Annotated in this window: 24 protein-coding genes; all 24 read left to right on the top strand. The window is 30.9% G+C overall.

Annotated elements, in window-relative coordinates; all coding sequences use genetic code 11:
• The first annotated feature begins 110 nt into the window (after nucleotides 1–110).
• From rpsL to secY, 24 genes are read left to right on the top strand one after another with little or no spacing between them, the layout of a single operon-like run.
• Nucleotides 111–482: a 30S ribosomal protein S12 gene (rpsL, locus tag ACTT90_RS01550; protein WP_440937119.1), complete on the top strand. Its 372-nt coding sequence runs from the start codon at nucleotides 111–113 to the stop codon at nucleotides 480–482.
• A gap of 2 nt (nucleotides 483–484) precedes the next feature.
• Nucleotides 485–955, top strand: a complete 471-nt coding sequence (gene rpsG, locus ACTT90_RS01545) for a 30S ribosomal protein S7 (RefSeq protein WP_440929998.1) — start codon at nucleotides 485–487, stop codon at nucleotides 953–955.
• Nucleotides 956–959: 4 nt separating this feature from the next.
• Entirely contained in the window at nucleotides 960–3,038 is a 2,079-nt protein-coding gene (fusA, locus tag ACTT90_RS01540; RefSeq protein WP_440937118.1) for an elongation factor G, read from the top strand.
• A gap of 1 nt (nucleotide 3,039) precedes the next feature.
• Nucleotides 3,040–3,348, top strand: coding sequence for a 30S ribosomal protein S10 (gene rpsJ / locus ACTT90_RS01535; protein WP_008546080.1), 309 nt, complete (start codon nucleotides 3,040–3,042; stop codon nucleotides 3,346–3,348).
• Nucleotides 3,348–4,058, top strand: a complete 711-nt coding sequence (gene rplC / locus ACTT90_RS01530) for a 50S ribosomal protein L3 (RefSeq protein ID WP_440937117.1) — start codon at nucleotides 3,348–3,350, stop codon at nucleotides 4,056–4,058. Before rpsJ ends, rplC begins: the two co-directional genes overlap by 1 nt.
• Complete coding sequence (rplD, locus tag ACTT90_RS01525; RefSeq protein ID WP_440937116.1) at nucleotides 4,058–4,681, top strand: 50S ribosomal protein L4; 624 nt, start codon at nucleotides 4,058–4,060, stop codon at nucleotides 4,679–4,681. Before rplC ends, rplD begins: the two co-directional genes overlap by 1 nt.
• The gene (gene rplW / locus ACTT90_RS01520; RefSeq protein ID WP_440937115.1) at nucleotides 4,681–4,974 is read left to right on the top strand and encodes a 50S ribosomal protein L23; all 294 of its coding nucleotides are present in this window, start codon (nucleotides 4,681–4,683) and stop codon (nucleotides 4,972–4,974) included. The genes rplD and rplW overlap by 1 nt, the downstream gene beginning before the upstream one ends.
• Nucleotide 4,975: 1 nt before the next feature.
• Nucleotides 4,976–5,809, top strand: coding sequence for a 50S ribosomal protein L2 (gene rplB, locus ACTT90_RS01515; protein WP_440937114.1), 834 nt, complete (start codon nucleotides 4,976–4,978; stop codon nucleotides 5,807–5,809).
• 6 nt (nucleotides 5,810–5,815) lie between these two features.
• On the top strand, nucleotides 5,816–6,109 hold the full coding sequence (gene rpsS, locus ACTT90_RS01510) for a 30S ribosomal protein S19 (protein WP_440937113.1): 294 nt from the start codon (nucleotides 5,816–5,818) through the stop codon (nucleotides 6,107–6,109).
• Between the two features lie 2 nt (nucleotides 6,110–6,111).
• Nucleotides 6,112–6,510: a 50S ribosomal protein L22 gene (gene rplV, locus ACTT90_RS01505; protein WP_440937112.1), complete on the top strand. Its 399-nt coding sequence runs from the start codon at nucleotides 6,112–6,114 to the stop codon at nucleotides 6,508–6,510.
• Nucleotides 6,494–7,174, top strand: coding sequence for a 30S ribosomal protein S3 (rpsC, locus tag ACTT90_RS01500; protein ID WP_014953354.1), 681 nt, complete (start codon nucleotides 6,494–6,496; stop codon nucleotides 7,172–7,174). The genes rplV and rpsC overlap by 17 nt, the downstream gene beginning before the upstream one ends.
• Nucleotides 7,174–7,584 (top strand): 50S ribosomal protein L16, encoded by a 411-nt coding sequence (gene rplP, locus ACTT90_RS01495; protein ID WP_014953353.1) that lies wholly within the window; start codon nucleotides 7,174–7,176, stop codon nucleotides 7,582–7,584. The genes rpsC and rplP overlap by 1 nt, the downstream gene beginning before the upstream one ends.
• Entirely contained in the window at nucleotides 7,585–7,776 is a 192-nt protein-coding gene (gene rpmC / locus ACTT90_RS01490; RefSeq protein ID WP_014953352.1) for a 50S ribosomal protein L29, read from the top strand.
• A complete protein-coding gene (rpsQ, locus tag ACTT90_RS01485; protein WP_014953351.1) occupies nucleotides 7,769–8,005 on the top strand; it encodes a 30S ribosomal protein S17 in 237 nt (78 codons plus the stop codon). The genes rpmC and rpsQ overlap by 8 nt, the downstream gene beginning before the upstream one ends.
• Nucleotides 8,005–8,373, top strand: coding sequence for a 50S ribosomal protein L14 (rplN, locus tag ACTT90_RS01480; RefSeq protein ID WP_014953350.1), 369 nt, complete (start codon nucleotides 8,005–8,007; stop codon nucleotides 8,371–8,373). The genes rpsQ and rplN overlap by 1 nt, the downstream gene beginning before the upstream one ends.
• Nucleotides 8,374–8,375: 2 nt before the next feature.
• Nucleotides 8,376–8,624 (top strand): 50S ribosomal protein L24, encoded by a 249-nt coding sequence (gene rplX / locus ACTT90_RS01475; RefSeq protein WP_014953349.1) that lies wholly within the window; start codon nucleotides 8,376–8,378, stop codon nucleotides 8,622–8,624.
• Between the two features lie 2 nt (nucleotides 8,625–8,626).
• Nucleotides 8,627–9,181: a 50S ribosomal protein L5 gene (rplE, locus tag ACTT90_RS01470; protein WP_440937111.1), complete on the top strand. Its 555-nt coding sequence runs from the start codon at nucleotides 8,627–8,629 to the stop codon at nucleotides 9,179–9,181.
• Nucleotide 9,182: 1 nt separating this feature from the next.
• Nucleotides 9,183–9,488, top strand: a complete 306-nt coding sequence (rpsN, locus tag ACTT90_RS01465; protein WP_440937110.1) for a 30S ribosomal protein S14 — start codon at nucleotides 9,183–9,185, stop codon at nucleotides 9,486–9,488.
• A gap of 10 nt (nucleotides 9,489–9,498) precedes the next feature.
• On the top strand, nucleotides 9,499–9,894 hold the full coding sequence (rpsH, locus tag ACTT90_RS01460; RefSeq protein ID WP_440937109.1) for a 30S ribosomal protein S8: 396 nt from the start codon (nucleotides 9,499–9,501) through the stop codon (nucleotides 9,892–9,894).
• On the top strand, nucleotides 9,894–10,433 hold the full coding sequence (gene rplF / locus ACTT90_RS01455) for a 50S ribosomal protein L6 (RefSeq protein ID WP_440937108.1): 540 nt from the start codon (nucleotides 9,894–9,896) through the stop codon (nucleotides 10,431–10,433). Before rpsH ends, rplF begins: the two co-directional genes overlap by 1 nt.
• Nucleotides 10,433–10,789: a 50S ribosomal protein L18 gene (rplR, locus tag ACTT90_RS01450; RefSeq protein ID WP_440937107.1), complete on the top strand. Its 357-nt coding sequence runs from the start codon at nucleotides 10,433–10,435 to the stop codon at nucleotides 10,787–10,789. Before rplF ends, rplR begins: the two co-directional genes overlap by 1 nt.
• Before the next feature lie 2 nt (nucleotides 10,790–10,791).
• On the top strand, nucleotides 10,792–11,307 hold the full coding sequence (rpsE, locus tag ACTT90_RS01445; protein ID WP_014953343.1) for a 30S ribosomal protein S5: 516 nt from the start codon (nucleotides 10,792–10,794) through the stop codon (nucleotides 11,305–11,307).
• Nucleotides 11,307–11,759 (top strand): 50S ribosomal protein L15, encoded by a 453-nt coding sequence (gene rplO / locus ACTT90_RS01440; protein ID WP_440937106.1) that lies wholly within the window; start codon nucleotides 11,307–11,309, stop codon nucleotides 11,757–11,759. Before rpsE ends, rplO begins: the two co-directional genes overlap by 1 nt.
• A 10-nt stretch (nucleotides 11,760–11,769) precedes the next feature.
• A complete protein-coding gene (gene secY, locus ACTT90_RS01435) occupies nucleotides 11,770–13,053 on the top strand; it encodes a preprotein translocase subunit SecY (RefSeq protein ID WP_440937105.1) in 1,284 nt (427 codons plus the stop codon).
• The last annotated feature ends 11 nt before the right edge of the window (nucleotides 13,054–13,064 follow it).

Raw genomic sequence — 13,064 nt, 5'->3', positions numbered from 1 at the left:
AAGTATTTTGGCGATGTTTTTGGTTGGAATGTAGTGCTAAGTTAGGCACTAAACGCTGCCACAAATAACCTGTCAGTTATTTCATCAAAAATAAATTTATATATAAAATTATGCCAACAATAAACCAGTTGTTAAGAAAAAAAAGAATTAAACAAATAAACAGGAACAAAGTTCCTGCATTACAAAAACAACCTTTGAAGAGGGGTGTTTGCGTAAAAGTTTACACAACAACTCCAAAAAAACCGAACTCTGCTTTAAGAAAAGTTGCCAGAGTAAGACTTTCAAATGGTTTTGAAGTAACAGCTTATATTCCTGGAGAAGGTCATAATCTTCAAGAGCACTCAGTTGTTTTAATTAGAGGTGGTAGAGTTAAAGATTTACCAGGAGTTAGATATCATATTTTAAGAGGTAATCTGGATACACAAGGTGTTGCAAATAGAAAACAAAGAAGATCATTGTACGGAACAAAAAAAGGTAAATAGAAATGTCTAGAAAAAAAACACAACCTAAAAAAAATATTGTTCCAGACCCTAAATTTAATTCAACTGTAATTCCAAAATTAATCAATAATATTATGTATGATGGCAAAAGAGGTGTTGCAGAAAAAATTGTTTACGACGCAATTGATAAAATTAAGACTAAATCAAAAGATGAACCCATCAACGTTTTTAATGAAGCTATTAATAATATAAAACCAACTGTAGAAGTAAGATCTAGAAGAGTAGGAGGTGCAACTTACCAAGTACCAGTAGAAGTAAAAAGTAAAAGAGCACAAGCTTTGGCTATAAGATGGTTAGTAGATTCTGCGAGAAAAAGAAAAGACAAACATATGTCTGATAAAATTTTTAATGAGTTATTTGATGCATACGAAAAAAAAGGTGCAGCAGTTAAAAAAAGAGAGGATGTTCATAAGATGGCAGAGTCAAATAAGGCTTTTGCTCATTTTAGATGGTAATTAAATGGCTAGAACGCATATATTAGATAAATATAGAAATATTGGTATCATGGCACACATTGATGCTGGTAAGACAACTACTACAGAAAGAATTTTATATTACACAGGAAAAAGTCACAAGATTGGTGAAGTTCATGACGGTGCTGCAACAATGGACTGGATGGAACAAGAGCAAGAAAGAGGAATTACAATTACCTCAGCAGCCACTACTTGTTTTTGGCAAGATCACAGAATTAATATCATTGATACTCCAGGCCACGTTGATTTTACAATTGAAGTTGAAAGATCATTAAAAGTTCTAGATGGCGCTGTAGCTGTTTTCGATGGTGTTGCTGGTGTTGAGCCGCAATCAGAGACTGTTTGGAGACAAGCAGACAAATATAAAGTTCCAAGAATATGTTTTGTAAATAAATTAGATAGAACCGGTGCAGATTTTTTTAGATGTGTTGACATGATAAAAGATAGACTAGGAGCTAAACCATTAGTTCTACAAGTACCAATTGGTATTGAAGCTTCTTTAACAGGTATTGTTGATTTAGTTAAAATGAAGGCGCAGGTTTGGAAAAATGAAGCCCTAGGTGCAGAATGGGAATATAAAGAAATTCCAGATGATTTGAAAGAAATTGCAAATAAATACAGAACTGAATTAGTTGAAATGGCTGTGGAACAAGATGAAAAATTAATGGAAAGCTATTTAAATGGTGATGAAATTAAAGAAGAAGATTTAGTTAAATGTATTAGAAAAGGTACTTTGAACTTTAGTTTTGTACCTGTATTAACTGGATCTGCTTTTAAAAATAAAGGAGTTCAGCCTTTATTGGATGCTGTAATAAATTATCTTCCAAGTCCAGTTGATATTGGATCAATAAAAGGAACTAAAGTAGGTTCAGACGATGAAGTTGAAATGAAGTTTGATGATAATGCGCCATTTTCTGCTTTAGCATTTAAAGTTGCAAACGATCCTTTTGTTGGATCATTAACATTTATCAGAATTTACTCTGGTACAATTAAATCAGGAACAGCAGTTTATAATTCATCTTCTGAAAAGGAAGAAAGAGTTGGAAGAATGCTTTTAATGCACGCAAATTCTAGAGAAGATATAAAGGAAGCAAATGCTGGTGATATAGTTTCACTTGCAGGTCTTAAAAACACAATGACAGGACATACTTTATGTAACAAGGACAACCAAGTTTTACTTGAACCAATGGAGTTTCCTGAACCAGTTATTGAAATTGCTGTTGAGCCAAAGACTAAAGGAGATCAAGAAAAAATGGGCGAAGCTTTAGCGAGATTAGCTAAAGAAGACCCATCTTTTAGAGTTTCATCAGACGAGGAGTCTGGACAAACAATTATTAAAGGTATGGGCGAACTTCACTTAGATATCATAGTTGATAGAATGAAAAGAGAATTTAAAGTTGAAGCGAATGTTGGTGCTCCGCAAGTTGCTTATAGAGAAACAATTGAGAGTTCAGCAGAATTTGAATACATTCATAAAAAACAAAGTGGTGGCGCAGGTCAGTTTGCAAAAGTTAAGCTTTTAGTTGAACCTCAAGAACCAGGCAATGGAAGATTAGTAGAAAGTGCAATTAAAGGTGGAGCAATTCCAAAAGAATTTATTCCTGGTGTAGAAAAAGGTATAGAAACAGTTTCTGACTCAGGGATATTAGCTGGGTTTCCAATGATTGATTACAAAGTAACTATTGTTGACGGACTACATCATGATGTTGATTCAAGCGTTTTAGCTTTTGAATTAGCTAGCAGATCATGTTTCAAGGAGGCTTGTACTCAAGGTGGATTAAAACTGTTGGAACCAATAATGAGAGTTGAGGTTGTTACCCCTGAAGATTATATGGGTGATGTAATAGGTGATTTGAATAGTAGAAGAGGCCAAATTAGCACTCAAGAGCAAAGAGGAAATGCAACTGTCATAACAGCTATGGTTCCTTTAGCTAATATGTTTGGTTATATTAATAATTTAAGATCCATGTCTCAAGGAAGAGCACAATATTCTATGTTCTTCGATCATTATTCAAAAGTTCCTCAGAATGTTCAAGATGAGGTAACTAAAAAGGTAGCTGGTTAATATGGAAAAACAAAACATCAGAATTAAACTTAGAGCATATGATAATAAAATTTTAGATGCTTCTACAGAAGAAATTGTAAACACGGTTAAAAGAACTGGAGCTACAATTAAAGGTCCTATTCCATTACCAACAAGAATAGAAAGATACACAGTTTTAAGATCACCTCATATAGACAAAAAAAGTAGAGAACAATTTGAGAGCAGAACACATAAAAGATTAATTGATATAATTGAACCAACGCCACAAACTGTTGAAGCTTTGATGAAATTAGATTTAGCTTCTGGTGTTGATGTGGAGATAAAAATTTAATGTCAGAAATAGCTTTAATTGGAAAAAAAATTGGGATGACTAGAGAATTTTATAAAACGGGTCAACTCGTTCCTGTTACAGTTTTAAAAATGGAAAAAGCTAGAGTGATACAAGTAATTGAAGAAGAAAAAAGAGGTTACAAAGCCATACAACTTGGTTACGGAAAAATTAAAAGTTCAAAATTAACAAAAGCAATGAAAGGTTTTTTTGCAAAAAAAAATACAGAAGCTAAGAAAAAGTTAAAAGAATATAGAGTCTATAAAACTGAAGATTACAAAGAAGGTAATGAATTTGGTTTAGAAATTTTTAAAGACATTAAGTTTGTTGATACAAAATCAAAAACTATCGGTAAAGGTTTTGCAGGTGCAATGAAAAGGCATAATTTTGGTGGTTTGAGAGCTACTCACGGTGTTTCAATTTCACATAGATCTCATGGGTCTACTGGTCAAAGACAAGATCCAGGTAAAGTATTTAAAGGAAAAAAAATGGCTGGTCACATGGGTGATAAATTAAGAACTATGCAAAACATTGAAATAATAAAGGCTGATTTGGAAAATGAGCTACTTTATTTAAAAGGTTCAATCCCTGGATCAAAAAATACCGAAGTTCTTGTTAAAAAATCAGTTAAAAATATTAAAAAATTAACTGTTACAGAAAAAATAGCTGCTGCAGAAGAAGCAAAAAAAACACCGGATAAAAAGAAAAAATAATGAAAATAGATAAACATAGTTTAGATGGAAAAAAAGACTCTATCGAAGTTTTAGATAAAGTTTTTTCTGCAAAAATTAACAAAAGATTGGTAAGTGCTGTTTTATACAAAACTAATGCAAATTATAAAGGACGTCATGCAAAAACAAAACAGCAAAATGAAGTTTCTGGTCCAACATCAAAAATTTATGCACAAAAGGGTACTGGTAATGCTAGACATGCCTCTAGAAAAGCACCAATATTTGTTGGTGGTGGTGTGGCTCATGGACCAAAAGGTGAGCTAGCTTATAAAAAAAGAAAACTAAATAAAAGTGAGAAAAAACTTAGTATCGCATCATTGTTGAGTGAAAAAAATAAAGATAAAAATTTAATGATTTTTAATGATTTTAGTTCTGAAATAAAAAAAACAAAAGAAATGAATCATATTGTTAAAAAATTTGATATTACAAATTCTTTGATAATTTTAGATAAATCTTCAAAAGATAAAATTGAAAGATCAGTTAGAAATATTCCAAATATTAAGGTAACAGATGTAAATCACTTTAGTGCATTTGATGTTGTTAAATTTAAAAAAATTGTTTTTACGGAAAGTTCTGTAAAAGAATTAGAAAAGAGATATAGCTAATGAGTAGATTACATTTATACGATAAAATTTTATCTCCAGTTGTCACAGAAAAATCTACAAACTTATCTGAACATAATAAAATTGTATTCAAAGTGCCTTCTAGTGCCAACAAGATTAATTTAAAAAAGAATATAGAAAAAATATTTAAAGTTAATGTAACTAAAATTAACATTATAAATAAACAAAATAGAACTAAACTTACTAGAGGTAGAAAAGTAAAAGTCTCTGGGTTTAAAAAAGCAATCATAACTCTTAAAAAAGGTCAGAGCATAGATCTAACAACAGGAATTTAAAATGGCATTAAAAACATTTAAACCATATACAAAATCTACAAGAGGAACAATCTTAGTTGATAGATCAGAACTATGGAAAGGAAAACCATTTAAATCATTAGTTTCACCTAAAAATGCTATGAAAGGTAGAAACAATAACGGAAGAATTACTTCTATAAATAGAGCTGGTGGACATAAAAAAATGTACAGACATGTAGATTTTTACAGAAAAAAATTTGATATGCCTGCTACAGTTGAGAGAATTGAATATGATCCAAATAGATCTTGCTACATAATGCTTGTTAAGTTCCAAGATAATACTCATGCTTATTATTTAGCTCCTCAAAAAATTAAAACTGGTGATGTAATTGAAAATGGTTCGAACAAAGAAATTAAAATTGGAAACTGTATGCCGCTTCAAGATATACCAGTTGGAATAAATATTCATAATGTTGAAATCCAACCAGGTGCTGGAGGTAAATTAGCAAGATCAGCTGGAACATCGGTGACTATTAGTGGTATAGATGGAAATTATAGCTTGATTAAACTTGCCTCTGGTGAAGTTAGAAAGATAGATTCAAGAGCTCTTGCTACAATAGGAATTTTAAGCAACCCGGATCAAAAAAATATAAAAATTGGAAAAGCTGGAAGATCAAGATGGCTAGGTAGAAGACCACACACAAGAGGTGTTGTTAAAAACCCTGTTGATCACCCACATGGTGGTGGAGAAGGTAAGACTGCTGGAGGAAGACATCCAGTTTCACCAACAGGACAGTCAGCTAAAGGATTAAAAACTAGAGATAATAAAAGAACTGATAAATTTATAGTCAGAAGAAGGAAGAAAAGAAAGGATTAACATTTTATGGCAAGAGCAGTTTGGAAGGGTCCATTTGTTGAAGAAAGCCTTATGAAAAAGGTTGATAAGTATAAGTCTGATCCTAAAAAAATTCCTATCAAAACATGGTCAAGAAAATCAACTATTATTCCAGATTTTGTAGGAGTAAGTTTTTTGATTTATAACGGTAAAAAATTTATCCCAATTACTGTTTCTGAAGATATGGTTGGACATAAACTTGGTGAATTTGCACCAACCAGAACCTTCTTTGGTCATACACCTGCAGATAAAAAAGCAAAACCAGCAGAGGCTAAAAAATAAAGATGAGTAAAAAAAAGAAAATACAAAATAAAACTGATAAAGTTGTTAAATCAATTAACAACAACATTAGATCAAGTGTAAGAAAGCTGAATCCAATACTTAAAGGAATTGTTGGAAAAAAAGTTGATGTTGCTATCAGAGATTTAGAGTTTTCTGAAAAAAGAATTACTAGAGATATTAGAAAAACTATAAGTTCAGCAGTTGCAAATGCTGAAAATAATTTTCAATATGACATTGACAATCTAATTGTCAAAGAAGCTTATTGTGGAAAAAAAATTACAATGAAAAGATTTAGACCTAGAGCAAAAGGTAGAGCTGCGCCAATTTTGAAACCTTATTCTAGTGTCACAATAATATTAACTGAAGCTAAACAAATGGAGAGTCATGGGTCAAAAGGTTAATCCTGTAGGTTTTAGACTTGGAGTAAACAGAGGTTGGGACTCTGTTTGGTATGCTAAGAAAAAAGACTTTGGAAATTATCTTATCGAAGATTTTAAGATTAGAGAATACATTAAAAAAAACGTTATTAATTCAGGTGTTTCAAAGGTAATGATAGAAAGAACATCTAATAAATGTTATGTAACTATTTACACTTCAAGACCAGGGTTTGTTATTGGTAAAAAAGGCAGTGATATAGATAAGATTAAAAATAATTTAGCAAAAATAACTTCAAATGAAGTAGCATTAAACATAAAAGAAGTAAAAAAACCTGAAACTAACGCATATCTTGTAGCAGAAAATATTGCTCAACAGCTTGTAAAAAGAATATCTTACAGAAGAGCAATGAAGAGAGCTATGCAATCATGTCTAAGATTAGGAGCTAAAGGTATTAAAGTTTCGATTAGCGGAAGACTAGGAGGAAATGAAATTGCAAGAACTGAATGGTTGAGAGATGGAAGTATTCCTTCACACACTTTAAGAGCTGATATTGATTATGCAGAAGCAGAAGCTTTAACTACTTATGGAATAATTGGTATTAAAGTATGGATATACAAAGGTGAAGTCTTTGCGAAAGAATTTAGTCAAGAAACAAACAAAGAAACACCAAAAGAGGCAAACAAATAATGTTACAACCAGTAAGAACTAAATGGAGAAAAGCGCACAAAGGTAGAATCCATGGAAATGCCTCTAGAGCTAATTTTATTAATTATGGTGCCTTCGCTCTTAAAGCTTTGTCGCCAGAAAGAATTACAGGTAAGCAAATTGAAGCTGCTAGAGTAGCACTTACAAGACATATGAAAAGACAAGGAAGAGTTTGGACTAGAGTTTTCCCTAATATACCTGTTTCAAAGAAACCAATAGAAGTTAGGATGGGTAAAGGTAAAGGTTCACCAGAATATTATGCATGTCGTGTAAAACCAGGTAGAATTTTATTTGAGGTAGATGGTGTCTCAGAACAAATTGCTAAAGAAGCTTTGTATAAGGCTTCAGCAAAATTACCTATAAAAACTAAAACAATTAAAAGGTTTGCATAAATGAAAAGAACTGAAATAAAAAAAATGTCTAAAGATGAAATTGTTAAGAATATTGACAAATTTAAAAAAGATCTTTTCAATTTTAGATTTCAAAAAATGAATTCACAAGTAACAAATCCAGCTAAAATTGGAGAAACAAAAAAAACTATAGCAAGATTAAAAACATTTTTAAAAGGAAAAACAAATGCCTAAAAAAATATTAACAGGAATAGTTGTCAGCGATAAACCTAATAAAACTGTAACTGTAATGGTAGAGAGAAAATACTCACATCCAGTTCTTAAAAAGGTTGTTAAAGTAAGAAAAAAATACAACGCTCATGACGAAAATAATAAGTTTAAAAATGGAGATAAAGTTTCAATTATTGAAAGTAAACCATTTTCAAAAAATAAAAAATTTCAAGTAATGGAGAATACTAAGTAATGATACAAGTACAAACTGAATTACAAGTTGCTGATAACACAGGTGCTAAAAGAATAGAGTGTATTAAAGTTTTGGGTGGTTCAAAAAGAAGATACGCTAGCATAGGTGATACAATTGTAATTGCCGTAAAAGAAGCAATACCTAAAGGAAAAGTTAAAAAAGGTTCTGTTCATAAGGCTGTGGTTGTAAGAGTAAAAAAGGGCATTCATAGAGATGATGGATCTAAAGTTAGATTTGACAATAACGCTGCGGTACTGGTTGATGACAAAGGAGAACCGGTTGGGACTAGAATATTTGGTCCAGTAACGAGGGAGTTAAGAACAAGAGGGCAAATGAAAATTATTTCTTTAGCACCAGAGGTTTTATAAAGATGATAAAAAAAGGTTTAAAAGTTTTAGTATTAGCTGGAAAAGACAAAAAAAAAGAAGGTGAAGTTATAGAGATTGATAGATCAATGAATAGAGCAAAAGTTAAAGATATTAATATGGTTAAGAAACATGTTAAAACTACAAAAGAAAAAAAAGGTGGAATTGTATCAAAAGAAAGTTTTATCCATATTTCAAATTTAAAATTAATTGATGAGAAAGCTAAAACATCAAAAAAAGAGGCTAAAAAATAATCATGTCACCAAGATTAAAAGAAATATATTTAAAAGAGATTCAACCAGCACTTAAAGACCAATTTGGTTTGAAAAACATTTATATGGGTCCAAAAATTGAGAAGATTGTCTTAAATATGGGTCTTGGTTTAGATGGAAATGATAGCAAAATTTTAAAATCATGTGAAGAAGATATGGGTAAAATAACAGGACAAAAACCTGTAATCACAAAATTCAAAAAATCTGTAGCAAATTTTAAAACAAGAAAAGGTTCTAACGCGGGTTTGAAAGTCACTCTAAGAAAGAACAAAATGTATGAATTTTTAGACAGATTAGTAAATATTGCTTTACCAAGAATTAAAGATTTCAGAGGGTTATCTCCAAAAGGTTTTGATAAGTTTGGTAATTACACTTTTGGAATTAAAGAACACATAATTTTCCCTGAGGTAAGCTTTGATCGTGCAGACAAAGTAAGAGGATTGGATATTACAATAGCTATTTCTTCAAACAGTCCAGAACATAGTTATGCATTACTAGAAAAACTTAACTTTCCATTTGTTAAGAAAGGAGACAATTAATATGGCTAAAATGAGCTCAATTAATAAAAACAATAAGAGAATTAAACTTTCCGATAAGTTTTATAAAAAAAGAGAAAAACTTAAAAAAATAATAATGGATAAAAAATTGCCTTTTGAAGAAAGATTCAAGGCACAACAAAAATTATCAAATTTACCAAGAAATTCTGCAAAGATTAGAGTTATGAATAGATGTCAAATAACTGGCAGACCTCATGGTGTTTATAGAAAATTAAAGATTTCTAGGATTGCTTTAAGACAGTTAGGATTACAAGGCAAAATTCCTGGATTAGTGAAATCAAGTTGGTAGAAAGGAAATTATGAGTTTAAGTGACCCAATTGGAGATATGATAGCCAGAGTAAAGAATGCTCAAGCAAGAAATCATAAAAAGGTAGAATTACCATCTTCAAACTTTAAAAGTAAAATAGCAGATATTTTAAAAAATGAGGGTTTCATCAAAGACTTTAAAGTTAACAACGACAATAATAAAGCTGTTTTATCGTTAGAACTTAAATATCACTCTGGAAACCCAGTAATAAGTACTTTTGAAAGAGTATCAAAACCAGGAAGAAGAATTTTTTCTAGCGCTGACGGCTTACCAAAAATCAATAATGGCTTAGGTATAGCTATAGTATCAACGCCAAAAGGTGTTATGACAGACTTAGACGCAAGAAAACAACGTGTCGGTGGAGAAATAATTTGTAAGGTATTTTAATGTCTAAAATAGGAAAAATTAATATAGCGGTACCAGAAAAAGTCAAAGTAGCTTTGGCAGGCAATAATTTAAATATTGAAGGCCCTCTTGGAAAAAAATCAATTGATATTGATTTAGATATTTTTAATTTGGACATTAAAAATGGAAAAGAAATTTCAATAAAACCAAAAAAAATTGATCAGAACACAAAAAGACTTTGGGGAATGAATAGAAGTTTGATTAATAATGCAGTAATAGGATCAAGCACAGGTTATGAAAAAACTCTTGAGCTTGTTGGTGTAGGTTATAGGGCAGCATTAAAAGGCAATCAATTAAACCTGCAATTAGGTTATAGTCATGATATAAACTTTGATATTCCTGAGGGAATAAAGATAGCTGTAGAAAAACAAACAACATTAAAGATAACTGGATCTGACAAACAACAAGTTGGGCTAGTTGCCTCTAAAATAAAGACACTAAGAAAAATTGAACCTTATAAGGGCAAAGGAATAAGAGAAAAAGGGCAGTATGTATTGAAAAAAGAAGGAAAGAAAAAGTAATGAAAATAAACACAAGTATTAGAAAAAAATTCAGAGTAAGCAACAAGGTTAAAAAAGTTGCTTCAAAAGATAGATTCAGATTAAGTATATCAAGATCTGCAAGAAATATTTCGGCACAAATTATTGATGATACTAAAAATATAACTTTGTTATCTGCCTCTTCAGTTGAAAAAGATATTAAAACCAGTGAAAAAATGAATAAATCTAAATTATCAGAAGTTGTTGCAGAAAGATTAGCAAAAAAAGCTCAAGAAAAGAAAATAACAAAAATATTTTTTGATAGAGGGATTTATAAATATCACGGAAGAGTAAAAATTTTTGCTGAAACCTTACGTAAAAATGGAATGGAATTTTAATAATGGAAAATAATAAAGATAAAAAAACTGACGATATTTTAGAAAAACTAGTCCATATCAACAGAATAACTAAAGTTGTTAAAGGTGGTAGAAGGTTTGGATTTTCAGCATTAGTTGTAGTTGGCAACCAAGCTGGCAGAATTGGAATTGCCCATGCGAAAGCTAAACAGGTACCCGACGCTATAAAAAAAGCGAATGAAATGGCAAGAAGAAAATTGATACAAATCCCACTAAGAGAAGGTAGGACAATTCATCATGATGTTAAAGCTAAAGATGGCTCTGGTAGAATAGTATTAAGAGCTGCATCTAAAGGAACTGGAATCATTGCTGGTGGACCAGTTAGAGCAGTATGTGAAGTTTTAGGAGTTAAAGATATAGTTGCGAAATCGATGGGAACTTCAAATGCGCACAATGTAATAAGAGCAACAATGAAAGCGCTAATGAAACAAAATTCACCTAAACAAATTTCAGCAATCAGAAATAAAAAAATTTCAGAAATAATTGAAAAAAGAGGATAATGACTACATTAAATACAAAGTTAAAAATCAATAAAAGTAAAATTAGAGTTGGAAGAGGTATTGGCTCTGGTAAGGGCAAAACCTCAGGAAGAGGCGTCAAAGGTCAAAAATCAAGATCAGGTGTTGCTATAAAAAGTTTTGAGGGTGGTCAGATGCCATTATACAGAAGATTACCTAAGAGAGGATTTAATCCAATTTCAAAAGAAGATGTTGCAATATTAAATTTGGAAAAAATTCAGTTCTATATTGATAAAAAAAGTATTAAAACGTCAGATGTTTTAAATGCGGATGTATTAAAAAAATTAAAATTAATAAACAAAAATTCAAAAAAACTAAAAATTTTGGGTACAGGCGATATTAAAGACAAAATAAATATCGAAGCAGACCTTGCGTCAAAATCAGCTCTATCTAAATTAGAAAAAATTGGCGGCTCTATCCAATTAAAAAAATAGCTAGAGATCAATGAGCTCAACTTCTTCAACAACAGATCTTAAGAATAGAATTATATTTACCATATTTATTTTGACTGTTTATAGATTTGGAACATTTGTTCCATTACCTGGAATCGATCCAGAGCAGCTTAAAATTATGATGGATGGTAACCAAAAAGGTTTGCTTGGAATGTTTAATGTTTTTGCAGGTGGTGCTGTAAGTAGAATGGCAATATTTGCTTTAGGTATAATGCCATATATTTCATCTTCGATTATAGTTCAACTTTTGACAGGAGTTTCAGATTACTTTAAAAATTTAAAAGCCCAAGGAGAAATGGGTAGAGCTAAAATTACTCAAATAACAAGATACGGAACTGTATTGTTAGCCACAGTTCAAGGATATGGTTTAGCTGTTGGATTGGAGTCTTCCGCAAATTTAGTAATAAACCCTGGTGTATTCTTTAAAATTTCAACAGTCACAACAATTGTTGCTGGAACAATTTTCTTAATGTGGTTAGGTGAGCAGATAACACAAAGAGGTATTGGGAACGGTATTTCTTTAATTATTTTTGCTGGTATTGTTGCTGAAATACCTAGAGCACTAGTAACAACTTTTGAATTAGGTCGAACTGGTGCCGTTTCTACTTTTATGATTTTAGCAATATTTATTTTATTAATATTAACAATTCTTTTTATTGTATTTATGGAGAGAGCTTTAAGAAAAATCTTAATTAATTACCCAAAACGACAAATGGGTAATAAATTATATGGTGGAGAGTCATCACATTTACCGTTAAAGATTAATCAAGCAGGAGTGATACCTGCAATTTTCGCTTCCGCACTGTTATTATTACCAGTAACGTTTTCAAATTTTAATTTTTCAGAAAATGAAACCTTTTTAAATATAAGTTCTTTCTTTACTCAAGGCCAACCTTTGTACATGCTACTTTATGCATCTGGAATTATCTTTTTTACTTTTTTTTACACATCAATTACATTCAATCCAGTTGAAACTGCAGAGAATTTAAGAAAATATGGTGGCTTTGTTCCAGGAATTAGACCAGGTGAAAGCACTGCAATTTACATTGAAAATATTTTAACTAAGTTGACAACAATTGGGGCACTTTATTTAACTATAGTTTGTCTAATGCCTGAATTTTTAATTGCAAACTATCCAATTCCTTTTTATCTTGGAGGTACATCAGTTTTAATTGTTGTGGTTGTAGCCATTGATACTGTAACTCAAATTCAAACTAGATTAATGAGTTCACAATATGAACAATTAATCAAAAGAACAAAATTTGGAAATAGATAAGGATTAGTTTA

Source organism: Candidatus Pelagibacter sp. (assembly GCF_052049935.1).
GTDB lineage: Bacteria > Pseudomonadota > Alphaproteobacteria > Pelagibacterales > Pelagibacteraceae > Pelagibacter.
The sequence above is the reverse complement of the archived record's forward strand: the minus strand, read 5'-3'. Positions and strand labels throughout refer to the sequence as shown.